This window comes from Rhizobium sp. EC-SD404, assembly GCF_902498825.1.
Classification (GTDB): Bacteria; Pseudomonadota; Alphaproteobacteria; order Rhizobiales; family Rhizobiaceae; genus Georhizobium.
This window is the reverse complement of the sequence record NZ_LR701459.1, coordinates 3,124,643-3,145,325: the sequence shown is the minus strand read 5'-3', so window position 1 is coordinate 3,145,325 and position 20,683 is coordinate 3,124,643. Positions and strand designations below refer to the sequence as shown.

The following is a 20,683-nucleotide window of genomic DNA, read 5'->3' as shown; positions in this document are numbered from 1 at the left end:
GAGGAGCCGGGGCCGGTTGAATCGGGCCCCGGTCCTTCTGCATTTCGACAAGCCCCCGGTCAGGCCCTGATGAACAAACCTCTCTCCCATCTCGAACGGCTCGAAGCGGAGTCGATCCATATTTTCCGCGAGGTCGCAGCGACGTTCCAGCGTCCTGTCATGCTCTATTCCGTGGGCAAAGACTCCTCCGTCATGCTGCACTTGGCGATGAAGGCGTTTTACCCCGCCAAGCCGCCATTTCCGTTCCTGCATGTCGATACGACCTGGAAGTTCCGGGAGATGATCGAGTTTCGCGACCGCATGGCGCGCGAGCGCGGCTTCGATCTCGACGTTCACATCAACCAGGACGGCGTGGAGCAGGGCATCAGCCCCTTCGTGCACGGCTCGAACACCCACACCCACATCATGAAGACGGTGGCTTTGCGACAGGCGCTCGACGCAGGCCGTTATGATGCGGCTTTCGGCGGTGCGCGCCGCGATGAGGAAAAGAGCCGGGCGAAGGAGCGCATTTTCTCCTTCCGCAATGCCAGCCACGCCTGGGACCCGAAAGGCCAAAGGCCGGAGATGTGGAAGATCTACAACACGCGCGTCGGCCAGGGCGAATCGATCCGAGTCTTCCCGCTTTCGAATTGGACCGAACTCGATATCTGGCAGTACATTCTGGCCGAGAGCATCCCGATCGTGCCGCTCTACTTTGCCAAGAAGCGGCCGGTCGTCGAGCGCGACGGCATGTTGATCATGGTCGACGACGACCGCATGAAACTGCAACCCGGTGAGAAGATCGAAGAGAAGATGGTGCGGTTCCGCACGCTCGGCTGCTATCCGCTGACGGGTGCGATCGAGTCGGAAGCCGACGATCTGCCGGGCATCGTGCGTGAAATGCTGATCGCGCGCACCTCCGAGCGGCAGGGTCGCCTGATCGACCGCGACGAATCGGGCTCCATGGAAAAGAAGAAGCGCGAGGGATATTTCTGATGCGCGCCACAGCGATTTCAGAGGCGACGACGAACGAAGCAGCCGGCGATGCCGCCGCGACCGTTGCCGATTACCTGGCCAAGCAGGAAAGCAAATCCTTCCTGCGTTTCCTGACCTGCGGCTCGGTGGACGACGGCACAGCGGGAAGAACGGCGATATCCGCGCCATCTGGCGCTCGCTCAGCAAAAATAAATCACCCATCACAGCCTCCTTCTCGGAGACCGTGAATCACACATCAAACGGAATTAATAGGTCCTGAGCCTAGTCGTCCCAGTGCTGCTGGGGTGGTCCATGACACATTCAGGACGTCGAAATCGTATTTTGGCGGTCGCGATACCGCTTGTTCTTCTGAGCATCAACGGTTGGTTTCTCCACTCAAGCGTCAACCAATTGTTCCTGGCGAGCCAGTGGGTTCGCCAGTCGCTCGAGGTTCGCGAGACGCTGATCGGCATCAAGGCGGATATATTGAGCGCCGAGACGGGCCAGCGTGGCTATTTGCTCACGTCGGAACAGCTTTATCTGGCGCCCTACCACCAGGCGGAGGTGGAACTGCGCCAGAAGATGCAAGCGCTCGACCAGACGCTTGCCGAGACCGAGGAATATCGACGCCGCTTCCGGGAGATGGACCGGCTCATCGATCAGAAGCTGGACGAGATGGCCAGCACGATCAAGGTGCACGCCGAACAGGGAAGCACCGCTTCCAACGGGCTGGTCGCGCAAAATCGCGGGAAGTTCATGATGGATCGGCTGCGGCTTCTCATCAATGAACTGCAGCAACTCGAGAGCCAGGAACTAGGGGAGCGGGAAGCGCGCTACGAAACAGCGCGGATCGTCTCCTTCATTTCCTTTGTTGTGCTCATGGTGGCTGTGGTGGGCCTGTTTGCCACCATCTGGTTGAGCACGAGGCGTGCCGTCCTCAACAAGTACGAAGCCGCCAAGCAGATCGAGACTTATGCGAACTCGCTGAACGATACCGTCTCGCGCCTGACGGTCGAACGTTCCGAGATCACGCTCTTGAACGAAGCCGGAAGCTTCCTCCAAAGCTGCAACACGATGTCGGAGGTGGCCGATCTTGCCGGCCCGTTCATGCAGCGGCTGTTCCCTGCGCTTGACGGCGGGCTCTACATCTACGCGGCATCGCGCAATCAATTGACCATCCTGGTTCAGTGGGGTGAAGGCACCCCGGACGAAGTGATCGATCCGCAGGAATGCTGGGCTCTGCGCCGCGGTATGGTCCACCACCATGAAGAGGCTGGTTCTACACCCTCGTGCCGCCACCACCACGATACGGGCGACACGCTGTGTCTGCCGTTGCTCGCCCATGGCGAAGCGATCGGCGTGCTGGCGCTCAAAGTACCTGCAGGCGGCGGTCAGATTTCTCCGGAGACGATCCGGCTCGCCAACATGCTCGTTCACCAGCTTGGCCTGACGCTTTCCAACATCCGCCTGCGCGAGACGTTGAACGAGCAGTCCATCCGCGACCCGCTGACGAATGCCTTCAATCGACGCTATCTCGACATGGTGGCGGAGAAGGAAATCTCGCAGGCGCGTCGTCTCGGCCAGAACGTCGCCATCGCCATGCTGGATATCGACCATTTCAAGCGGTTCAACGATCTCAACGGCCATCTGGCAGGCGACGTCGCGCTCTCGGGCGTCGTCGATCATCTGCAGGAGAACCTCCGCTCCGGCGATTGGCTCTTCCGGTATGGCGGGGAAGAGTTCCTCGTCATGATGCGGGGCGTTTCGCCCGAGAACGCGCAATCACGGTTCGAACGCATTATCACAAGCGTCGCCGCACTTCAGCTCTCGCACGAAGAGCGTGCTTTGCCGAAGGTCACGATCTCGGTGGGCATGGCAATGTTCCCGGAAAACGGCTTCGACTTCACCGATCTCGTCGCGCTGGCAGACGACGCGCTCTACCGGGCCAAGAAGGAAGGCCGAAACCGGCTCTGTGTCGCCGAGCGGACCGAGCCGCTGATGCTGCTCACCGCGTAAAGACTTCAACTGGCCATGTCGCCGCCCTAGACTGGCGACATGGCCAAGCAAGAACTGATCACGCTCAAAACCGACGGGCAGGGGCTCTACGAATTTACCGACAGGGCCCGTGCCTTTGTGGCGGCTCAACCGTCGGGTCCCGGATTGCTTACGGCGTTCGTGCGTCACACGTCGTGTTCTCTGCTCATCCAGGAGAATGCGGATCCTGACGTGCGCCGCGATCTGGATGTCTTCTTCCGTCGCCTCGTGCCGCCGGCCGATGACCCGGCCATGGGCTGGATCATTCACCGCTCCGAAGGCGTCGATGACATGCCGGCTCACATCAAGGCTGCACTGACGGCGGTGTCCCTCTCCATACCAGTAGCCGACGGCCGGCTGCTTCTGGGAACTTGGCAGGGCATTTATCTTTTCGAGCACCGCGATCGGCCGCACCGTCGGGAAATTTTGCTTCATTTGTCGTCTTGAGCGACATTTTTGGATCAAATCCGCCATTCGAGGTCTCTGAATTAGCGATGTGACGATTTCACGGGAACGTTACCGCACGATCCGCGTTCTTTTCGCGACGGACAAACGATAATGGAGGCCATCAGATGGTCGATAATAGAGATCCTCGCTACACTGACCCGGCACGTCCTGCAGACCCGACGCGTCCGGCTGACCCCCTTCACACCCACACGACGCGCGAGACCGTTGTCAGCAACAACGGCGGAAGCGGCGGCGGTGCCAGCTGGTTTATTGCGGGCCTTCTGGTTGTGGCGGTCGCGATCGCAGCTTTCTTCTACATGAACTCCGGTGGCGGCGATGGTGCCGGCGTTGATGTGGACGTGACTGCGCCTGCCGACACGGGCACAGATGCACCGGCTGCGACCGACACAGCGCCTGATGCAGCTCCAGAAGCACCCGAAGCTCCTGCAGCACCGGAAGCTCCCGCTGCACCGGAAGCCCCAGCCGCACCGGAAGCTCCTGCTGCCCCGGCTCCTGCTCCGGCACAGTAACCGGACGCAATGGCAGCATTCCCGCTGAGGGATGAAACCAACAATCAAGCTGCCTGCTTCGACTTATGCCCGGCTCTGCCGGGCATTTTCTTTTGAACGGCAGACGCTTTGATCTATTTTCGACATGGGTGAATCGAGGAGATCGACGATGTTGATCGGCAGTCACGGTTTGAAATTCGGCATGCGGGCCAGTGTCGCGCTTGCTACGGCGGTCGCCCTTTCGGGCTGCAGCGGCTTCGTATCGGGTGGCGTCGCAGGAGCATCGATGAGCGATGGTCGCGTCGCCGTGGAGAGCCGCAGCGCAACGGCAGCCGTTGGGCCCTCGGGCCCCAGCGTCCAGACGCGTCGGGGATCGGCTGCGATCTGCGTCGATCCGCTCACCAACGCCGCCACTGCCTGCTGAGGAGTTTCGAATGGACAGCACGACCATCATCACTTCTTTTCTGGATGCTCTCGAAAGCTCCGACGGAGACGCTCTTGTCGGTTTTCTCGATGAAGACGCAGTCCATGACGATGGCCATGGCGAGCGTATCGTCGGCGGCAGTGCGATCCGCGATGCGCTCATCGAACGCGTTTCGGCACTGAACGAGCGCCACACCGATCGGCTGGTGCTCGTATCGCAAGCCGGTGATCGCGTCGCGGTCGAGACCACGCTTCGCGGCACTTACGAGCGTTCGCTGGATGGCTGGCCGGAAGCGGGTGGTCAGTCATTCTCGGTGCCAGCAGGTCTGTTCTTCGAGGTCGAGGGTGCAAAGATCGTGCGCTTCAGCCGATATCTCGATCAGCGGGCGATGACCGCTGCCCTGAAGTAAGGTCCAGGGTGGCCGCGTCATTCCAATGAATGCCGGATGAATGCGCGGTTCCGGCACCGTTCACACTTCTCCACCTAATCTCAACCTCGGTCGCATGGGACGGCGATCTTCGGTCCAAAGATTTCCTGGTGGAGAGACAGTCATGTTCAAGAAAATGATCAAAGCCGTCGTGCTCAGCGCCGCCCTCGTGGCCGGCGGAATCGGCACACTTGCGGTCACCGCATCCTCGAGCAACCAGGCAGCAGCCCAGTCGATCGAGCTTCGTTTCGGCAACGGCCACGCACCGCGCTATCGGCAGGGCGGCAGACATTTCGCACCCAACTTCTGCGATCCGCGCCACGCACTTGGCAAAGCGCAAAGCATGGGGATCCGCCGCGCCCACGTGGTACGGAATGCGCCGCGCCGTGTCGCCGTGGCCGGCTTCCAGCGCGGACAGCAGGTTCGCGTCGTGTTCGCCAACCAGCGCGGCTGCCCGGTGATCGGCTACCGGTAAGCGCTGCCGTTCATCAGATGCTGCATGAAAAAATCCCCGCCGGCGACTTACCGGCGGGGATTTTCGTTACACGCTCGGGATAGAACTGGGCCGCCGACCTACTCGGCAGCGCCTTCCTCGATTTCGAACCGCATGGTGACGGTGATCCGGTACGCATTTTCGCCGGCCGCCACCGGCACGGGCGCCGCCGCATCGAAGCTGCGGGCTTCCATGCGCGCCATCGGTATCGGCTGTGGCATCATCGTCTGCTCGTCGATCGACAGGATACGGCCGAGCTCGACGCCTGCCGCTTCGGCCAGGATCTCGGCACGCTCGCGGGCATCGCCGACAGCATCGCGGCGTGCTTCGTTCAGAGTCGTGCTCGGGTCGTCATTCGTAAAGATGATGTTGCCGCCCTGATTGACGCCGAGCGTCACTGCCTCGTCGAGGAGCCCGCCAAGCTTTTCCAGGTCGCGCAGGCGCACCGTCAGCGTGTTGGACGCTTCATACCCGGTGATTCGCGGCTGCTGCGGCTGGGTATCACCGTCCGGGTAGACATATTGCGGCTGGATGGCGAAGTTGGAGGTTTGAAGATCGCGGTCGGCGATCTCCGCGGCGCGCATGGCGGCCAGCACTTCGTCCATCGCCTGATTGCTGGCGGTGAGCGCTTCGCGCGCGGTTTCGGCTTCGCGCACGACGGTCAGGGTGACGATGGCCATGTCGGGAGCGACGGCCGCCTCACCTTCGCCCATCACGGAAATCGTCGCCGGGCGCTTCTCGTCGCCGTTCATTTCGCTTTGGGCAAAGCCCGGCTGTGCTGCCACGATCGCAAGGGCAGAGGCGAGGGCGTAAACATTCATTCTGGCGATCATTGGAGCTCCTCGATTGATCGTTTGCGCCGAATGGGCGCACTGCGTGAGGCGCCAGTGTTGATCGCGGATTGTGTGACAATTGCGGCGTCCCGGATGCGATGCCGATCCGCGCTCAAGCATGAACCCTTGTCTGCGCCACGCCGAGTGTGCTTTACACCATTCCAAGGGCGACGCGCCCGAAGGTGGGGCCTGTAGCTCAATGGTTAGAGCCGGCGGCTCATAACCGCTTGGTTGCAGGTTCGAGTCCTGCCGGGCCCACCAAAATCCTAAATCGTTCACGGTTTTTTGCCAGACGTAAGCGGCCCAATTGGAAAAGCGGCCTCAGCGCGCGGTCCGGATCAATCTCCGATCATGCCGGTGGGCAGCTCGCCGTGGTGGGCGAGGATGACGGGTTCGTCGAGCACTTCGCCGGTTTCGGTGTCGACCGTCTGCGCCACGGCAATCACACCCGCGAAACGTCCGGCATCGCGCTCGGCGCGCGCGATCGCCTGTTCGGCGGATGGCAGTTCCATCTGTCTTCCTTGAACGAGCTTTTTGCCCTGCTTTTCAAACTGCTGGACGATGAAGAGGGTTTTATCGGGCACTGGGTTCTCTGACCTGGGCGACTTTGCCGGCGGACACTGTCACCAGGGTGGATTGACTGCAAGCGGATAAAGTTTCTATTTCGTTCCACTTCGTGCAGGCTAATCGAGATCGGTCTGGATCCAGCGTGGTGAATGATGGATGTCGACGGTCTGGACACGGCCCGGGCCTAAGTTCTCGAAGCGGTGCGGGATGCCGGCCGGGCCAAAGACGATTTCGCCCGCAGTGGCATCCACGACCGTGTCTCCCACGAAAAATCGGCCGCGACCCTCTATGACGACGAAGACTTCGTCGTAAGGGTGCACGTGAAGGCGAGGGCCGTCGCCGATCTGATCCGTTCCGTAGGCGAGCACCGTGACCGGCGCCCCGAGCGCTTCACCCGCGATCGATCCGCGCCAGGGTCCCTTGAGCGCGGGGTTGAACAGTCTCGCCAAACCTGGTTTTCCGCCTTCCGGCTCCAACGCATCGTCTTCAAAGGTCTTGTCCGTCATTTCGCCAGCTCCCGCTGCGCATCTGCTTGTGCGAAATGCGCGATCTGGTCGGCCTTCGCTTTTTCAAACGCCGGGCGCGAACAGACTCGGTCGACATAGGCGGTAAGTGCCGGGAACGTCCCGAATGCGCGCAATTTCGGGACTCGGAGCACGTCCGCCATCAGAAGATCGGCGGCAGTGAAACGGCCTGCCGCCAGCCATTCCCGTTCGGCGAGCACCGTCTCGAGATGTTCGAGGCGTGAAGTCAGCCAGTCTTCAAGCGGGTTGATATCGGGGTTGGACATGCCGACGAACCACCACGGAACGCTGACCATTTCGATGGAGTTCAACGCCGCGATGATCCATTGCCGCGTTTCGGCGGCACCTTGAGGGTCGGACGGCATCAAGGTCTCACTCTTGGCAGCGAGATGCAGAACTGCAGCGCCGCTTTCGAACATGACGATTCCGTCGTCTTCCAGAAACGGCACCTGTCCGAAAGGTTGGCGTGCGAAGTGCGAAGGGCCGCGGTCTTCGAAGGAGACGGTTTTGACATGATAGTCGAGGCCGGCTTCCTCGCAGGCCCACCGCAACCGTGCGTCGCGCACGAAGCCGCGGGGACCCTCCGGCACCCAGTCATATGTCCAGATGATCAGATGGTTGGACATTCTCGGACCTCCGATTGAGCATTGGCGTTGGCAGGGGGCAGCAATGCGGCTCGCCTATGCACTGTTCAAATGCAGGATGTTGCCGTCGGGATCCTTCAACCAGACCATCTTGAAGCCGTCGGCGCTATGGATGCCGTCCTCATAGGTCGCGCCATCCATCTCATAGTGCTCGAACGTCACGCCCTTTGCGCGCAACGCGTTCGTGATCGCGTCGAGATCGGAACCGCAGCCCCAAACCACGGCGTTTGCCCGGTTCGTACCCGCGGATTCGGAGGGGTAGACGACGAGATGCGTCTGGCCGGTCTTATAGACCAGCACTGCCTCCGTCGCATCGTCGCTGAGTTCGAGGCCCAGGACATCGCCATAGAAATGCTTCGCCCTCGCAAGGTCATGCACCGCGACGATCGCGGAGGATGATTTGGCTTGAAGTCCGGTCATGGAAGTTCTCCTTTCCATCGAGCATAATCCAAGGACGCAAGACGCGCCCCGGATCCGACATCAAGCCTCAAAATCATGCGATTTTCATGCCGCGGCTGCAGGGTGGCGCGGAAAGCGGCCGCTTTGCCTGCAGCGACCAGGCCCCTCAACTGGCTTCGAAGTAGCCGGCGTGCCTCATGTCGGTCAGAAGATCTGGCTCGATGGGCTGCCAGCCAAGCTTTCTGCGCGTAATCTCGCTGGAGGTGGGCTGATCGATGGAAGCGAAGGGGAAGAACCAGTCGAAATGCTGTTGTGCTTCGGCCGGCGACAGCGAGACGCTCGGGAGATTCAGTCGTTCTCCGATCAGTTCTGCGATGTGCCTGAACGGGATGGCTTCCTCGGTCACGGCATGCCACGTCTCTGAGGTCTGGCTTTGTTCGATGGCCAAGCGGAAACAGGCTGCGGCATCCTTCACATGGACCGCCGACCAGGCATTCGTGCCCTCGTCGATATAGGCCGACCGGCCGGTGCGTCGCGCCATGTCGATCAGCATCGGGACGAAGGCGTGGTCGCCCTCGCCGTGAACCGAAGGGGGAAGCCGCACGACACCGACCGGAATCCCGCGTTCGGTGAGCGCCCTCGCGGTCTGTTCCGACGCGCGCGGATAGATGTCCGTCGGGGGAAAAGCTTGATCCATTTCGACGGTCACGGCATCGGCTGAGTTCAAAAAGGCGACGCCTGCCGTGACGATCATTGGTTTGCCGGTTTGCGCGATTGCTGCGCCGAGCGTTTCGATCGCGACGCGGTCGATGGTGCAGGCTTCCGCGAAACGCGAGAAGTCATGCACGAATCCGGCATGGATGACGGCGTCGGATGTCTCGGCACCTTTGCGAAGCGCATCCAGATCTTGCAGGTCGCCGCGAAGAGCTTCGGCACCTGCGGCTTGCAGCTTTTCTTCACTCGCGTCCGAGCGCGCGAGGCCCAAGACCGTGTGCCCATAGGCCAAAAGTTCCTGCACGATCGCCGAGCCGATGAAGCCGGTGGCGCCTGTCACGAATATTCTCATTGCTCATCTCCACATTGCTGATGGCGGCAATATCGGCCAATCTGCAAACAGTTAAAGATGTGAGCTTATAGGGGTATAATGGCTACCATGATGGACAGCTCACCCGAGCAGCCGACGCGCCTTGGGGCCTTCTTGCGGGATAGGCGGACGCGGCTCGACCCTGCAGCGCTCGGGCTGGGCGGCCGGCGGCGTACGCGTGGCCTGAGGCGCGAGGAAGTGGCCCAGCGCGCGCACATCAGCACGACCTGGTACACTTGGCTCGAGCAGGGGCGCGGTGGTGCGCCGTCACCGCGCGTGCTGGACAGCCTCGCCGATGCGCTGTTGATGACGGAAGCTGAGCGGGAGCATCTGTTTCTGGTCGGGATCGGCCGCCCACCGAAAGCACGGGTGGCGCAGAGAGAGAGCATATCCTGGCGGCTTCAACGATTGCTCGATGCCATGCCCTTGATCCCGGCGACCATTGCAACATCGACCTGGGACATCATCGGCTGGAACCGGGCCGCACGCCTCGCCCTTACCGACTACGAGGCCCTGGCGCCGGACGATCGGAATATCCTGCGGCGCATGTTTCTGGACCCCTCTACACGCGCGGCCCAAGCGGACTGGGAAGCGGTGGCGCGATTCCTGGTGGCGACATTCCGTGCCGAAACGGCACGGATCGGCGACGATGATCACGCCAGACAGCTCGTCGCCGAACTCAGTGCCAGAAGCGTGGATTTCGTGCGCCTTTGGACCGAGCAGAACGTCCAGTCGTCCGGGGAGGGCGCAAAAACCATCCGGCATGCGCGTATGGGCGAGATGACTTTCGAATTCTCATCCTTTGCCATCGACGGTCGGCCCGATCTCAAGCTTATGGTCTATAACCCCGCGACCGAGCGCGACATCGACAAGATGCGCCAACTCTGCGCTGAAAGTGACAGCATCGGTTTGCCTGTCGGTGCCGGTGACCTGCCCGTTACAGAGCAGCGCCCAACGACTTGAGCGCCATGGAATCGCGCTTTGGTGCCTGCCCGAAGAGGCGCGCGTATTCGCGACTGAACTGCGATGGGCTTTCATAGCCCACATGGAAAGCGGCGCTCGTGACATTGGCGGCCTCGACGACCATCAGCCGGCGCGCTTCCAGCAGCCGCAGCTGCTTGTGGTACTGGAGCGGTGTCATGCTGGTCAGCATTTTGAAGTGCTGGTGAAACGAGGAGACCCCCATTCGGGCGGCGCTGGCCATGTCCTCAATGCTGAGCGGACGGGCGATATGCTCCCGCATTAGGTAGATCGCATCGGCAATGCGCTGCGTGTGGCTGTCGCTGTGCGCGATCTTGCAGATCTCGCGGCCGTTCGGCCCGGTCAGTAACCAGTAATAGAGCTCCTTCATGATCGATGGATAGAGAACCGGCACCGCTTCCGGCCTGTCGAAGAGCCGTACCAGGCGATCGAGGCAGTCCTGGACTGGCTCTGAGAGCTGCTCGACAAAGACCGCGAGACGCTCGCCGGCAGGTCTCAGAGGGTTGGTCATCTGCTCCATGACTTCACGCATAAGACCGATATCGAACTCGATCGTCATTCCCAAAAACGGGACGGCCTTTGACGCCTGGGTGACGCTTCCAAAGCCGGGCAGCTCCACGCTGACGATGAGCGCGGTGCCGGCCGAGTAGTCGAAAATCTGGTCTTCCAGTTCGATCTTTTTGCTGCCTTGAACCACGACGCAGAGCGAAGGCTTGTAGATATGGCGGAAGGGCAGGCGCGCCTGCGTGCTGCACATGATGCTGACATCGCGCATCGGCGTTGCAGAAACCGCGTCCGGGCCACGATGGGCCGCGACGTAGTGTGCGACTGTCTGCGTCAGGTCTGCTATAGGCATCTGGTCCTCGTCGGCCTTCGATCTCGTCACCGTAGACAAACCGCCATCTGGGCGAAAGTAGGTTGGAGGATCAGGCAAGTTTTTTGCCGGTTCAAGCGCGAACGAAGCGGTGCCACCCGCCATAGTGGTCTCACAGAAACAGTTCAAAGGTTCCCCATGCTGCCCCAGCCTCAAGGACCAGACCGCATGCCGTGTGCATCGACGGATGGCGCGCGCTTCTTCCGTTCCTGGCTTCAGGATCCTTTGCGCGTTGCAGCGATCGCACCATCCGGCGCGCCCCTGGCTCGGTTGATGACGGAGAACATCGCGGCTGCAGATGTGCCGGTTCTGGAGCTCGGTCCGGGTACTGGCGTTTTCACGCAGGCGCTGGTCGACCGCGGCATCGGGGAAGAGAACCTGACGCTCGTCGAGTTCGACGATGAATTCGCCGACCTGCTGCGCCTGCGCTTTCCGAATGCAACAGTCGTGCATGGCAATGCGACCAAACTCAAAGGGATGCAGCTCTTCGCGGGTGGCCAGGCGGGAGCGGTCATCAGCGGCCTCGGGCTTCTCTCGATGTCGCCGCGCGCCGTGATGTCGATCCTGTCCGGTGCGTTTTCCTATTTGCGCCCATCAGGCACATTCTATCAGTTCACCTACGGCCCGCAGTGTCCGATTGGAGCATCGATCCTCGATCGCCTTGGGCTCGAGGCCGAGCGGGTCGGTGGAACCTGGCGGAACCTGCCGCCCGCCGCGGTCTACCGTATCCGCAGGCGGACGCCGTCAACGCCTTCCATCTAACCACCCCCCATCCACGAACGCTCCGTTCCAACGGCGACGCCCGGTCGCCGAGGGCGCTTTGCGTCGACAATCACCACAAGGCACGATCATGAAAACGAACTGGACCGCCACCGACATGCCTTCGCAGGCCGGACGGAGCTTCGTCGTCACCGGTACGGGTGGCCTCGGCTACGAATGTGGCCTGGCGCTGGCGCGAGCGGGAGGCGAGGTCATCCTCGCCGGCCGCAATGCCTCGAAAGGGGAGGAAGCAGTGAACAAGATCCGCGCGTCGGTCGCTGGCGCGACGATCAGCTTCGAGATGCTCGATCTTGCCAGCCTCACCTCCATTACCGCTTTCGGTGAACGCCTGCGGCGGACGAGAAGCAGGCTCGATGTGCTGATCAACAATGCCGGCATCATGGTCCCGCCCACACGGCAGATGACGGAAGACGGTTTCGAATTGCAGATCGGGACCAACTATCTCGGACATTTCGCGCTCACCGCGCAGTTGTTGCCGTTGCTCACCAGAGGGGACCGGTCGCGCGTCGTCAGTTTGTCGAGCGTCGCGGCAAGACAGGGTGCGATCGACTTTGCGAACCTTAATGCCGAGCGATCCTACACGCCGATGCCGATCTACAGCCAGTCGAAGCTGGCTTGCCTGATGTTCGCCTACGAGCTTCAGCGTCGCAGCGACGCGGCGAACTGGGGCATCGCGAGTATCGCCGCACATCCCGGCGTTTCGCGAACGGATCTCCTGCACAATGCGCCGGGCCGCCGGAGCCTCAACGGTATCGCCCGGACGTTCCTTTGGTTCCTGTTCCAGCCCGCGGCACAGGGCGCGCTTCCCACACTTTACGCGGCGACGGCCCCCGATGCGCAGCCCGGCGGATATTACGGACCCCACCGCCTGGGGGAGACGCGAGGCTATCCGGTCGTCGCCAAGCCGATCCCTCAGGCGGCGGACGAAAACGTGGCGCGAAAACTCTGGGATGTGTCCGAAGACATGACCAATGTCCGGTTCGGCGAAGCACTTTAGCTGCTGCGAGCCGTTATAAGGTCAGGCCGCCGCGGCTCGTTCCGACCTTCGTGACGGGCTAGCCGGTTCGTGCTTCAGTCCGGCGACATGTTTCGAGGGCGGCATCCCGAAGATGCGACTGTAGTCGCGGCTGAACTGCGACGGGCTCGCATATCCTACCTCGAACCCTGCACTTGCCGCATCGAGGCCGGAGCCCACCATGAGGCGTTGCGCCTCCTGCAGACGCAAATGGGTGCGATACTCCAGCGGGCTGAGCGAGGTGGTCGCCTTGAAATGCACGTGGAAGGTCGAGCGGCTCATGCCTGCGATTTCCGCTGCCATCTCGATTGGGCAGGCATCCCTGAAATGCGTCTTGATCCAGACGATGGCACGGGCAATCTGATTGAGCCGGCTGTCGGACTGAGCCATCTGGCGGATGGTCGCTCCGCTCTCGCCGCTGAGCAGGCGATAGAGGATTTCACTCATCGCCAAAGGCGCGAGCGCGTCGATATCCTCCGGCGTTTCGAGAAGGCGCGCCAGACGTATCGCTGCATCAAGAAGCGGCGGTGTCGTTCGATTGAGCGACAAGCCTGCGGCCTTTGCCGGCTGTTGTGAACTGCGCGGCGGGTAGCGGACGATCATCTCGCCGAGAACATCCATATCGAGATCGATCTGAAGGCAGAGATAAGGCCGATCGGGGGTGGCCTCGATGACCGAACCCATGACAGGCAAGTCCACAGAAGCAATCAGGTAGCTCGTGGGATCGTAGACATAGCTGCTGTTGCCGAGCATGGCCCGCTTGCGTCCTTGCGCCACAAGACAAAGCGTCGGTTCGTAGATCACCGGCATCGGCATGGTCGGCGAGGACGAACGGATGAGCTTCACGCCGGGAAGCGGACAGCGATGGGAGCCGTCGGTCGGCGTCTGTCGGCCGAGAATGTCGACGAGTTGGGCAAGGTTTTGCATGACGCTTTCTTGCACACAGGGCCGTCGGCGAAAAGAACCGGCCGCGTTCTTTCGGACGATCGTGCAAGCATCCCGGAGGATCGATCCATGATTTTAGCGGTGGCTTCGCGCAGCGCGGCCAGCGATTTCCAGCATGGCATCGGATACCGGGCAGAGCCCAGGTACCCGATGTTTAAATTGTGCTGCTATTCCGTGCTCACCGCATCCGATGTTCGCAAATCCGCGTCGGCGATGCCGTCGGTTCGCTCGATCATGATGGTGACCGGGCCGGGCTCGACCTCGCCGAACGGCGTGGCAAACGCCACCTCGGCGGCATCGCGGCCGACGCCGATCCTCACCAGTCCATCGAGATGGGCCTGGCGCGTGGCATCGAAGAGCCACCAGCGTCCATCAAGATAAGCTTCAAAGACGGCATGGAAGTCGGACGGGTGGAGACCGTGGGCATAGCAGCTGACGAAGCGCGCGGGGATGTTCAAGGCGCGGCAGAAGGCGATGCCGAGATGGGCGAAATCGCGGCATACACCGGCCCGCAGGATGAGGCTTTCATCGGCCGTGGTCTGCGAATCGGAGGAGCCGCGCTCGTAGTCGATGTTCTCGTAGATCCAGTTGCAGATCGCGGTCACCAGGCTGTGGCCGCGCATCATGTGGCCGAATTCCCGATTGGCGAAGGCTGCCAGCCTGTCGGACGAGACGAAACGCGTCGGCAGCAGGAATGGCATGATCTCGAGGGGAAGATCGGCGAGCGGCGTCTCTTCGATCGAGGCAGGGTCCGCAGAATAGGCATCCAGAGTGACCTCCGCCCGATAGCGGACATTTAGTGGTCCGGGCTGTGCGGTGATGCTGAGAAAGCGGTTGAGCGAGGTCGGGTCGGTGTATGTCCGTCGATTGTCGCCTGCGGAGATCGTGAGCGTCTCGCTGACATCCAGATGTCGAGCGAGCCTGGCGACCTCGAAGTTGAAAATGAAAACGGCCTCGGACTGAATCTCATAGGAAAGGTCGCAGCCGAGAATGAACTTCGTCGCCATTGGGTGAAATGCCTTGTTGGAGGAACATCGACCCTATGATGCGCCGCACCCACTGCCAAGCCGGGCAGGCGCGTTTTGCAATACCGTCTCAGCGGCCGGCTTCAGATTGGCGGGGTGGGGCAATGGCGGGTGAGGTGCGACCTACAGAATCGACCCGCCGACGCTGGCGCCGCCGCAGACATAGAGCGTCTGGCCCGTGACGAAGCTGGATTTCGGGTCGCAGAAGAACAGGAAGGCGTTTGTCACGTCTTCCACAGTGCCGAGGCGACCCACGGGGATCTTTGTGGCCAGTTCCGCCTCGCGGTCGCTGTCCTTGGGGATGATGCCCCAGAAATTGTCCGTCAGGATCGGGCCGGGCGCGACGACGTTCACCGTGATGCCGTGCCTTGCCAATTCCAGCGCCCAAGTCCGCGCCATACCGATCATGCCGGCCTTTGAGGCGCTGTAGGCAGTGCGCGTCGGTGCGCCAAGCGCTGCGCGCGAGGCATTGAACATGACGCGACCGAAGTGCCCCTCTTTCATCGCCGGCAGAAATGCCTGAAGCAGCGTCAGTGCGGAACCGAGATGAAGCTGCGCGAGGCCGGTGATGTCCTCCGGCTTTGCGTCTTCGATCAGGTTCGGCCAGATGAGGCCGGCATTGTGGATCAGATGTGTAACGTAGTGGTTCTTCGCGATCGCCGCGGCCGCCTGCTTCACGGCGTCCGCATCGAGAAGATCGGCTTCCACCGAAAACAGCCGGTCATGCGATTTTTCCGGCGCTCGGCGTGCAACCGACACGACATTATAGCCCTGTTCCAGAAGACGATCGGCGAGATCGGCGCCGATGCCCTTGTTGCCGCCAGTAATGACGGCCGTGAACTGAACCTTGCTCATACGTCTTTTCCCGGTACGAGCGCGATGACGCGCAGCGGGCTGCCCGTGCCCTTCTTGATTTTGAGCGGGGTCGCCACGATCACCGCGCCGGTCGGCGGCAGGCGGTCGAGATTGTTGAGGCATTGCAGCCCGTAGCGACCGGCGCCATGCAGAATGAAGTGCGCGGGGTAGGGCGGCGTATAATGCATGCCCTGGCCGGCGTCCGTGCCCACCGTCTCCGTGCCGAAACCGCGAATGCCACGCTCTTCGACGAGCAGGCGGATTGCTTCCGGTGTCGGGCCGGGCGAATGGGGGCCGTCGTCGCGCATGTTGAGATAATCGGCACCGCGCCGTTTCGACCAGTCTGTGCGCATCAGCACCCAGCAATCGGCCGGGATCGGCCCATGGGACTTTTCCCAATCGAGGATGATCTCGGGCGTCAGCTCGAAATCGTCGTTCTCACGCGCGTCCGACGAGCAATCGATCACGCAGACCGGCCCGACGAAGCGATCGACCGGGATTTCGTCGACATTGCCGTTCGGGATGTCGCGGCCGGAAATCCAGTGCGACGGCGCGTCGAAATGCGTGCCAGTATGTTCGCACAGCCTGATATTGTGCCATTTCCAGGCGGGCCCGCGATGGTCGTAGGCGGAGATCTCCTCCATGCGGAAGCGGGCGCATTGGCCGAATTCCGGTGGCAGAACGATCACCGGAAAGTCCTGGTCGAGCGTGTGGGTGAGATCCACCACTTCGATGCTGCCGGAGGCGATCGCGCCCGCCATATGCGCCAGCAGATCGGCGCTTGTGGTATTGACCGCGTTCATCGGCCTTCTCCCGCCTCGGCAATCATCTCGCGCTCCAGTAGCTTCGGACCCTGGCGCCAGCGCTCTATCAAATCCTTGGCGACATCGCCGACATAGACATCCTCAAGCCCGTCCTTCAGCCCCGACACGACGGATCGCGCAAGCGCGGAGGGCGCGACTTTGGGTGGCGGTAGCGGCTGGTGCCACTCGTCTTCGGTGGGGCCGGTATAGACGTTGAGGACGCGCACGCCGCCCGGCGCCATTTCTGCTCGGAGGCACTGCGACAACGACAGCGCGGCTGCGTTGGACGCCGAGAAGACGCCAAAGGCCGGCATGTTGGCGTAGGCATACACGGACAGGATGTTGACCCAGGCGGCAGCGCTGTTGACGCCGTCGGCGCCGCGGTTCCGCATTGCGGGGCCGAAGGCCTGGGCCAGTCGCATCAGGCCGAGCACGTTGGTCTCGAATTCGTCGCGGGCGAAAACGGTGTCGCCGCGATCCATGATCCCGCCTGGGCGGACGAAACGCGCATTGTTGACGAGTATGTCGGTCTTGCCGCCGATCTCTCCGGCAAGTTCGGTCACCGATTGCGTGTCAGTGACGTCGAGCGGAACGATCGCAACATTGGCGATTGCTGCCAACGCTGCGCGATGCGGGTAGGGACGCCAGCCTTCCGGTTCGCCGACGAAGATGGTCGCGGCGCCCGCATCCGCAAACGCCTTGGCGATTGCCACCGAATTCTCGTTGCGCGCATCGGTGATGAGCACGCGGCGGAATTTCGGATCGGCGGTCAGTTCGCGCAGTTGAGGATCGTCCGCCATGTTGGCACTCCCATCCACGGGCAGAGCGAAGAAGACGCCCTGGCCTGATTTGTCGAGGCGATTGATGAGCCGCACGGACGCTTCGCGCGCGACATCGCCGTGCACATGCGCCATCACCGATGGACCCGCATCGAGCTGGACCGTGCCGATGCGCCACGGCGTCCGTTCACGAAAGTAGACGCTGGTCGAGGTTCGAACCGTCGTCTCCGCGATCAACTGGCCTGTCGGGTCCACGTCGCGCCATTTGAGATCGACCGAAAGGCATGTCGAGCAGGCATCGCGCGGCGGATACTGCAGCGCGCCACAGGCTTCGCAGCCCTGCAGCATGAAACGGCCTTCTGAGGCGGCAACCGCCAGCCCGAGTGCTGCACGGCTGCGCATGCCGGACGGCAGCGACGGAACGCGCGTGCGCTTCTGGGGGTCTTTCCTGGGGGGCGGGGAAAGCGGATTGGTCATGCGCCCGGTCCCGATATGATGGCGACGTTGGAGCAGACACCGCGGTCGTAATTGATCATGCCGAAACCCGAGACCATCGCGGTCCTTGCCCCGGCCACCTGTGTCGGCCCGGCCGTTCCGGTCACCTGCCGGATCGCTTCGACGAGACCGATGTAGCCGCCGGCCGCACCCGCCTGACCGGCCGAGAGCTGGCCGCCGGACGTGTTGTGCGGAAAGTCGCCGCCGATGGTGAGATCCTTGCCGCGCACGAATTCCGGGCCTTCGCCTTTGGCGCAGAAGCCCAAATCCTCGAACTGCATCATCGAGATCACGGGATAGTCGTCATAGGTCTGGAGGAGATCGACATCGTCAGACTTCGCATCAGCCATCGCATAGAGCTCGTCGATGTCCATCTCCCAGCCGCCACGCATCTGGATGGCATCCTCCGGGAAAGCATTGTGCCGCTCGATGGTCGAGCGGATATGTGCGTGAGGCAGACCGGCGGCGCGGGCGTCATCTTCGCGCATCACGAGAAACGCCTCCGAACCGGCGACAGGCATCACGCAATCGAACAGGGCGATAGGGTCGGAGATCATCCGCGCCGAAAGATATTGATCCAGCGTCAGCGGCGCTTTCATCACGGCATGCGGGTTCTTCAGCGCATTGTCGCGCTGCGCCACGCAAATGCGGCCGAAATCTTCACGCGTCGCCCCGAATTTCTGCATGTAGTGGTCGGTCAGCAAGGCGAAGGAAGCATTCGGGCCGCCGGCGCCATATGGATAGGAGGCATCCTGCGCAAAGCGCGAGAAGCTCGAGAGCATGCGGCGAAAGCTGTCGACCTGGTTCGTGTCGCCGGCAACACAGGCGACCACATCGACGTCACCCGCCTGCACGGCGCGCGCTGCACGCCGAAGGGCTGCGATCCCGCTTGCGCCACCCATGGGGATATGGTCGAGCCACCGTGGCGTGAGGCCGAGGTGTTGGGTCAGTCCAACTGCGGTGTCGGGAAAAAGGCTGAAACTGGATACGGCGAAACCATCGAGGTCCGCGGGCCGGATGCCTGCCGTCTTTAGGCACTCCGCGAGCGCGCGGGCAATCCACCAGTGCGCCGTGTCGGTCGAGAAGCGCTGATAGGGGATCGTGGTGGGAGCGGCGAGCACCACGCCATCATAGGCTTGCCGCGAACGCGCCATCAGGCGGCCTGCCGCTTCTTCATGGATCGCGTGTCGATCGTTGCGGGATCAGCCATCAAATGGGGCACGAGGGTTTTCAACTCACCGCGCTGGATCTTCTGCGTCGCGGTCAGCGGCAGGGCATCGAGAAAGGCGACGTAGCCGGGCGCCTTGTAATAGGCGACCCGTTCCAGGCACCAGGAAACGATGGCACGGGCTTTCGCATCCGTGCGTTCGCCATCGACGACCAGGCACGCAAAGACCTCGTCTCCGCGTATCTCGTCCGGTGCGGCGGCCACCGCTGCCGATCTGATATCCGGGTGCTGCATCAGGATCGATTCCACCTCGACCGCAGCGATATTTTCGCCTGATCGACGGATAACGTTTTTCTTGCGGTCGACGAAGAAAAAGTCGCCATCGCCATCGCGCCGTACGATATCGCCCGTGTGGAACCAGCCGTCGGCCCAGGCCTCCGCCGCTGCCTCCGGGTTCTTGTAGTACTCGGAGAAGAAACCGTAGCGCGGATCGTCGCCGGCGTGCCGGACCAAAAGTTCGCCAGGTTCGTTTACCGCCGCCTCGTTGCCCGCGTCGGTGACGATGCGCGCCTCGACGCCGCCGCGCGGCTGGCCGAGGCAGCTCGTTCCGCGCTTGCGCGGCTCGACATTGGCAGCGATCACGGCGCCGGCGCCAGTCTCCGTCATGGCCCATGCCTCGACGAGCGGGATGCCGAAACGATCTTCGAACGGGCCGTGCAATTTCGGATCGATGCCGGCGCCGAAGCCGAAGCGGACATCGTGATCCCGGTCGGCATCGGCCGGTTCGGCCTTCATGAGGATGGAGGGCATGACGCCGAGATAGTGCAGGCAGGTCGCGCGGGACTGGCGCACACTCTGCCACCAGCTTTTCGGATGAAAACGGTCGAGCGCCGTCAGGCAGCCGCCGACGCCGATCATCGCCATCAGCGAATAGGCCATCGCATTCATGTGGAAGATCGGCAACGGCGTGATCATCCGCTCGCCATCCTCGCTCAGCGTGCAGAGCCCGCCAGCTTCGGCGTACCAGCGGCCGGCCGCGAGGAAATAGAGGTTGGAGAGAACACAGCCTTTCGGCTTGCCCGTCGTGCCGGACGTATAGAGCATGGCCGCTTCAAGCGTAAGCGAATCACCTGTTGGCGCGACGATTCGCCTGGCCAGCTCCGCTGAAAGTTCAGGCGGCGTGGCGTCCGGAGCGATGACCGGAAAGCCGACTCCTGACGCTAAAGATGCCTTTTCAAGATCGGCAATACGCGCGGGAATGGCGACGGCCAGAACCGGCTCTGCGTGTCCAGCCATATATTCGAGTTCGGACGATTGAAGGTCCGGATTGACCGGCACGACCGACAGACCGAGCGCATTCAGCGCGAACCAGTGGAGAAAAAAGGCCGGCCGGTTCTCCATGAGAAGCATGACGCGCCCGCCGGCCGTGTATCCTGCGGCAGCATAGGCATCGCGCAGGCGTTCCACATCGCCGAGAGCTTCGGCATAGGTCCATTCACGCGCTTCGATGCCGTAAATGCGTGCCGTCTCTTCGAGCACGTTGAGGAAGGGGCGGTCGGGCCACCGGCGTGCAGCGGACTGCAGCGCGGTGTAGACAGTGGCATATGGCGCAATCTCGATCATG

The 20,683-nt window shown here is 62.2% G+C and carries 25 protein-coding genes and 1 tRNA gene; 12 read left to right on the top strand and 14 right to left on the bottom strand.

Going from position 1 to position 20,683, the window contains the following annotated elements:
• The first annotated feature begins 69 nt into the window (after nucleotides 1-69).
• The 8 genes from cysD to GC125_RS15965 all read left to right on the top strand — a co-directional run bounded on the left by cysD (nucleotide 70) and on the right by GC125_RS15965 (nucleotide 5,270).
• On the top strand, nucleotides 70-975 hold the full coding sequence (cysD, locus tag GC125_RS15995; RefSeq protein ID WP_151986559.1) for a sulfate adenylyltransferase subunit CysD: 906 nt from the start codon (nucleotides 70-72) through the stop codon (nucleotides 973-975).
• Entirely contained in the window at nucleotides 975-1,202 is a 228-nt protein-coding gene (locus GC125_RS15990) for a hypothetical protein (RefSeq protein WP_151986558.1), read from the top strand. Before cysD ends, GC125_RS15990 begins: the two co-directional genes overlap by 1 nt.
• Before the next feature lie 64 nt (nucleotides 1,203-1,266).
• Nucleotides 1,267-2,970: a diguanylate cyclase gene (locus GC125_RS15985; protein ID WP_151986557.1), complete on the top strand. Its 1,704-nt coding sequence runs from the start codon at nucleotides 1,267-1,269 to the stop codon at nucleotides 2,968-2,970.
• A gap of 39 nt (nucleotides 2,971-3,009) precedes the next feature.
• Nucleotides 3,010-3,435 (top strand): secondary thiamine-phosphate synthase enzyme YjbQ, encoded by a 426-nt coding sequence (locus tag GC125_RS15980; protein WP_151986556.1) that lies wholly within the window; start codon nucleotides 3,010-3,012, stop codon nucleotides 3,433-3,435.
• A 125-nt stretch (nucleotides 3,436-3,560) separates the two neighbouring features.
• The gene (locus GC125_RS15975) at nucleotides 3,561-3,965 is read left to right on the top strand and encodes a hypothetical protein (protein ID WP_151986555.1); all 405 of its coding nucleotides are present in this window, start codon (nucleotides 3,561-3,563) and stop codon (nucleotides 3,963-3,965) included.
• Between the two features lie 148 nt (nucleotides 3,966-4,113).
• Nucleotides 4,114-4,368, top strand: coding sequence for a hypothetical protein (locus GC125_RS20075; RefSeq protein WP_199864611.1), 255 nt, complete (start codon nucleotides 4,114-4,116; stop codon nucleotides 4,366-4,368).
• 10 nt (nucleotides 4,369-4,378) lie between these two features.
• Nucleotides 4,379-4,777: a nuclear transport factor 2 family protein gene (locus tag GC125_RS15970; protein ID WP_199864610.1), complete on the top strand. Its 399-nt coding sequence runs from the start codon at nucleotides 4,379-4,381 to the stop codon at nucleotides 4,775-4,777.
• 142 nt (nucleotides 4,778-4,919) lie between these two features.
• Nucleotides 4,920-5,270 carry a hypothetical protein gene (locus GC125_RS15965; RefSeq protein ID WP_151986553.1) on the top strand — a complete coding sequence of 117 codons (351 nt, stop codon included), beginning with the start codon at nucleotides 4,920-4,922 and terminating at the stop codon, nucleotides 5,268-5,270.
• 98 nt (nucleotides 5,271-5,368) lie between these two features.
• On the opposite strand, the gene GC125_RS15960 is transcribed toward GC125_RS15965, so the two are convergent.
• Nucleotides 5,369-6,121 (bottom strand): SIMPL domain-containing protein, encoded by a 753-nt coding sequence (locus GC125_RS15960; RefSeq protein ID WP_199864609.1) that lies wholly within the window; start codon nucleotides 6,119-6,121, stop codon nucleotides 5,369-5,371.
• Between the two features lie 185 nt (nucleotides 6,122-6,306).
• Between GC125_RS15960 and GC125_RS15955 the strand changes: the two genes are divergently transcribed.
• Nucleotides 6,307-6,382: transfer RNA gene (locus GC125_RS15955), tRNA-Ile, on the top strand.
• A gap of 77 nt (nucleotides 6,383-6,459) precedes the next feature.
• On the opposite strand, the gene GC125_RS15950 is transcribed toward GC125_RS15955, so the two are convergent.
• The 5 genes from GC125_RS15950 to GC125_RS15930 all read right to left on the bottom strand — a co-directional run bounded on the left by GC125_RS15950 (nucleotide 6,460) and on the right by GC125_RS15930 (nucleotide 9,321).
• Nucleotides 6,460-6,633 carry a hypothetical protein gene (locus tag GC125_RS15950; protein ID WP_286165537.1) on the bottom strand — a complete coding sequence of 58 codons (174 nt, stop codon included), beginning with the start codon at nucleotides 6,631-6,633 and terminating at the stop codon, nucleotides 6,460-6,462.
• Nucleotides 6,634-6,804: 171 nt separating this feature from the next.
• Entirely contained in the window at nucleotides 6,805-7,194 is a 390-nt protein-coding gene (locus GC125_RS15945; protein ID WP_151986550.1) for a cupin domain-containing protein, read from the bottom strand.
• Nucleotides 7,191-7,838: a glutathione S-transferase family protein gene (locus GC125_RS15940; protein ID WP_151986549.1), complete on the bottom strand. Its 648-nt coding sequence runs from the start codon at nucleotides 7,836-7,838 to the stop codon at nucleotides 7,191-7,193. Before GC125_RS15940 ends, GC125_RS15945 begins: the two co-directional genes overlap by 4 nt.
• A 54-nt stretch (nucleotides 7,839-7,892) precedes the next feature.
• Nucleotides 7,893-8,276, bottom strand: a complete 384-nt coding sequence (locus GC125_RS15935; RefSeq protein WP_151986548.1) for a VOC family protein — start codon at nucleotides 8,274-8,276, stop codon at nucleotides 7,893-7,895.
• A gap of 145 nt (nucleotides 8,277-8,421) precedes the next feature.
• Nucleotides 8,422-9,321, bottom strand: coding sequence for an SDR family oxidoreductase (locus tag GC125_RS15930; protein WP_151986547.1), 900 nt, complete (start codon nucleotides 9,319-9,321; stop codon nucleotides 8,422-8,424).
• A gap of 90 nt (nucleotides 9,322-9,411) precedes the next feature.
• Between GC125_RS15930 and GC125_RS15925 the strand changes: the two genes are divergently transcribed.
• A complete protein-coding gene (locus GC125_RS15925; RefSeq protein WP_151987988.1) occupies nucleotides 9,412-10,302 on the top strand; it encodes a helix-turn-helix transcriptional regulator in 891 nt (296 codons plus the stop codon).
• Here the strand turns inward: GC125_RS15925 and GC125_RS15920 are convergent.
• A complete protein-coding gene (locus GC125_RS15920) occupies nucleotides 10,277-11,176 on the bottom strand; it encodes an AraC family transcriptional regulator (RefSeq protein ID WP_151986546.1) in 900 nt (299 codons plus the stop codon). The genes GC125_RS15925 and GC125_RS15920 overlap by 26 nt on opposite strands.
• A 186-nt stretch (nucleotides 11,177-11,362) precedes the next feature.
• Here GC125_RS15920 and GC125_RS15915 point away from each other — a divergent pair, with 186 nt between their 5' ends.
• The gene (locus GC125_RS15915; RefSeq protein ID WP_151986545.1) at nucleotides 11,363-11,956 is read left to right on the top strand and encodes a class I SAM-dependent methyltransferase; all 594 of its coding nucleotides are present in this window, start codon (nucleotides 11,363-11,365) and stop codon (nucleotides 11,954-11,956) included.
• Nucleotides 11,957-12,044: 88 nt separating this feature from the next.
• A complete protein-coding gene (locus tag GC125_RS15910; RefSeq protein WP_151986544.1) occupies nucleotides 12,045-12,971 on the top strand; it encodes an oxidoreductase in 927 nt (308 codons plus the stop codon).
• A 21-nt stretch (nucleotides 12,972-12,992) separates the two neighbouring features.
• On the opposite strand, the gene GC125_RS15905 is transcribed toward GC125_RS15910, so the two are convergent.
• The 7 genes from GC125_RS15905 to GC125_RS15875 form a co-directional block, all read right to left on the bottom strand.
• Entirely contained in the window at nucleotides 12,993-13,916 is a 924-nt protein-coding gene (locus tag GC125_RS15905) for an AraC family transcriptional regulator (RefSeq protein WP_151986543.1), read from the bottom strand.
• Nucleotides 13,917-14,101: 185 nt separating this feature from the next.
• Nucleotides 14,102-14,941, bottom strand: a complete 840-nt coding sequence (locus GC125_RS15900; RefSeq protein WP_151986542.1) for a transglutaminase-like domain-containing protein — start codon at nucleotides 14,939-14,941, stop codon at nucleotides 14,102-14,104.
• Between the two features lie 141 nt (nucleotides 14,942-15,082).
• Nucleotides 15,083-15,814, bottom strand: coding sequence for an SDR family NAD(P)-dependent oxidoreductase (locus GC125_RS15895; RefSeq protein ID WP_151986541.1), 732 nt, complete (start codon nucleotides 15,812-15,814; stop codon nucleotides 15,083-15,085).
• A complete protein-coding gene (locus GC125_RS15890) occupies nucleotides 15,811-16,617 on the bottom strand; it encodes a cyclase family protein (RefSeq protein WP_151986540.1) in 807 nt (268 codons plus the stop codon). Before GC125_RS15890 ends, GC125_RS15895 begins: the two co-directional genes overlap by 4 nt.
• Entirely contained in the window at nucleotides 16,614-17,873 is a 1,260-nt protein-coding gene (locus GC125_RS15885) for an SDR family NAD(P)-dependent oxidoreductase (protein ID WP_151986539.1), read from the bottom strand. The genes GC125_RS15890 and GC125_RS15885 overlap by 4 nt, the downstream gene beginning before the upstream one ends.
• Nucleotides 17,870-19,045, bottom strand: a complete 1,176-nt coding sequence (locus GC125_RS15880) for a thiolase family protein (protein ID WP_151986538.1) — start codon at nucleotides 19,043-19,045, stop codon at nucleotides 17,870-17,872. Before GC125_RS15880 ends, GC125_RS15885 begins: the two co-directional genes overlap by 4 nt.
• Nucleotides 19,045-20,682, bottom strand: a complete 1,638-nt coding sequence (locus GC125_RS15875; RefSeq protein ID WP_151986537.1) for an AMP-binding protein — start codon at nucleotides 20,680-20,682, stop codon at nucleotides 19,045-19,047. The genes GC125_RS15880 and GC125_RS15875 overlap by 1 nt, the downstream gene beginning before the upstream one ends.
• Between the last annotated feature and the right edge of the window lies 1 nt (nucleotide 20,683).

Excerpts from the sequence above, each read along its gene's own strand:
- GC125_RS15975 (WP_151986555.1), top strand. The coding sequence starts at position 3,561 with ATGGTCGATAATAGAGATCCTCGCTACACTGACCCGGCACGTCCTGCA.
- GC125_RS15895 (WP_151986541.1), bottom strand. The coding sequence starts at position 15,814 with ATGAGCAAGGTTCAGTTCACGGCCGTCATTACTGGCGGCAACAAGGGC.
- GC125_RS15915 (WP_151986545.1), top strand. The coding sequence starts at position 11,363 with ATGCCGTGTGCATCGACGGATGGCGCGCGCTTCTTCCGTTCCTGGCTT.
- GC125_RS15930 (WP_151986547.1), bottom strand. The coding sequence starts at position 9,321 with ATGAGAATATTCGTGACAGGCGCCACCGGCTTCATCGGCTCGGCGATC.
- GC125_RS15990 (WP_151986558.1), top strand. The coding sequence starts at position 975 with ATGCGCGCCACAGCGATTTCAGAGGCGACGACGAACGAAGCAGCCGGC.
- GC125_RS15885 (WP_151986539.1), bottom strand. The coding sequence starts at position 17,873 with ATGACCAATCCGCTTTCCCCGCCCCCCAGGAAAGACCCCCAGAAGCGC.
- GC125_RS15950 (WP_286165537.1), bottom strand. The coding sequence starts at position 6,633 with ATGGAACTGCCATCCGCCGAACAGGCGATCGCGCGCGCCGAGCGCGAT.
- GC125_RS15890 (WP_151986540.1), bottom strand. The coding sequence starts at position 16,617 with ATGAACGCGGTCAATACCACAAGCGCCGATCTGCTGGCGCATATGGCG.
- GC125_RS15980 (WP_151986556.1), top strand. The coding sequence starts at position 3,010 with ATGGCCAAGCAAGAACTGATCACGCTCAAAACCGACGGGCAGGGGCTC.
- GC125_RS15925 (WP_151987988.1), top strand. The coding sequence starts at position 9,412 with ATGGACAGCTCACCCGAGCAGCCGACGCGCCTTGGGGCCTTCTTGCGG.
- GC125_RS15920 (WP_151986546.1), bottom strand. The coding sequence starts at position 11,176 with ATGCCTATAGCAGACCTGACGCAGACAGTCGCACACTACGTCGCGGCC.
- GC125_RS15910 (WP_151986544.1), top strand. The coding sequence starts at position 12,045 with ATGAAAACGAACTGGACCGCCACCGACATGCCTTCGCAGGCCGGACGG.
- GC125_RS15960 (WP_199864609.1), bottom strand. The coding sequence starts at position 6,121 with ATGATCGCCAGAATGAATGTTTACGCCCTCGCCTCTGCCCTTGCGATC.
- cysD (WP_151986559.1), top strand. The coding sequence starts at position 70 with ATGAACAAACCTCTCTCCCATCTCGAACGGCTCGAAGCGGAGTCGATC.
- GC125_RS15945 (WP_151986550.1), bottom strand. The coding sequence starts at position 7,194 with ATGACGGACAAGACCTTTGAAGACGATGCGTTGGAGCCGGAAGGCGGA.
- GC125_RS20075 (WP_199864611.1), top strand. The coding sequence starts at position 4,114 with ATGTTGATCGGCAGTCACGGTTTGAAATTCGGCATGCGGGCCAGTGTC.
- GC125_RS15985 (WP_151986557.1), top strand. The coding sequence starts at position 1,267 with ATGACACATTCAGGACGTCGAAATCGTATTTTGGCGGTCGCGATACCG.
- GC125_RS15965 (WP_151986553.1), top strand. The coding sequence starts at position 4,920 with ATGTTCAAGAAAATGATCAAAGCCGTCGTGCTCAGCGCCGCCCTCGTG.
- GC125_RS15880 (WP_151986538.1), bottom strand. The coding sequence starts at position 19,045 with ATGGCGCGTTCGCGGCAAGCCTATGATGGCGTGGTGCTCGCCGCTCCC.
- GC125_RS15875 (WP_151986537.1), bottom strand. The coding sequence starts at position 20,682 with ATGATCGAGATTGCGCCATATGCCACTGTCTACACCGCGCTGCAGTCC.
- GC125_RS15940 (WP_151986549.1), bottom strand. The coding sequence starts at position 7,838 with ATGTCCAACCATCTGATCATCTGGACATATGACTGGGTGCCGGAGGGT.
- GC125_RS15935 (WP_151986548.1), bottom strand. The coding sequence starts at position 8,276 with ATGACCGGACTTCAAGCCAAATCATCCTCCGCGATCGTCGCGGTGCAT.
- GC125_RS15900 (WP_151986542.1), bottom strand. The coding sequence starts at position 14,941 with ATGGCGACGAAGTTCATTCTCGGCTGCGACCTTTCCTATGAGATTCAG.
- GC125_RS15970 (WP_199864610.1), top strand. The coding sequence starts at position 4,379 with ATGGACAGCACGACCATCATCACTTCTTTTCTGGATGCTCTCGAAAGC.
- GC125_RS15905 (WP_151986543.1), bottom strand. The coding sequence starts at position 13,916 with ATGCAAAACCTTGCCCAACTCGTCGACATTCTCGGCCGACAGACGCCG.